This window comes from Streptomyces sp. P17 (genome assembly GCF_032436805.1).
Lineage (GTDB): Bacteria > Actinomycetota > Actinomycetes > Streptomycetales > Streptomycetaceae > Streptomyces.
Window position 1 is genome coordinate 1 of the sequence record NZ_JAVRBF010000341.1, and the last position, 446, is coordinate 446.

General features: G+C 44.2%; 1 protein-coding gene. It reads right to left on the reverse strand.

Going from position 1 to position 446, the window contains the following annotated elements; all coding sequences use genetic code 11:
- Positions 1–246: 246 nt before the first annotated feature.
- A partial coding sequence (locus tag RMT89_RS41180; protein ID WP_315888872.1) for a hypothetical protein occupies positions 247–446 on the reverse strand: 200 nt, incomplete at its 5' end.

Sequence of the window (446 nt, forward strand, 5' to 3'; positions counted from 1 at the left end):
GGGTATTCGAACACCCAATTCTTTGCCGCAGCGTCCCAACGCCCGCCCAATTGTTTCAGGCGTTCGCGATGGTCAAATGTGTTGCCGGTGACGCGGACGGTCATTTCTCACTCTTATGACAATCGTTAGTTATAGGAGTATGAGAAAAATAAAGTTTCATCCAGATAACCGAATTTAGTTGTCTTTCACGTGCGTGACCTTCTACGTGGTCCATAGCACGTTTGTCTAAACCCACGGTTGTTAATATCATTTCAATTTCTCCCTATCCGCTTTGCTCATTCCTTTGAACAAATACCATTCCGCGACATTATCCCATTCCAGATTATTTGCAAGTGCTTCTGCACCTTTTCCGATTGCACGGCTCGAAACGACATGTCGAATATTTTTCGCGTCTACTTTCTTGCGAATATCCCAAACGAAATCTAACCATTTCTGATTTCCAGCAG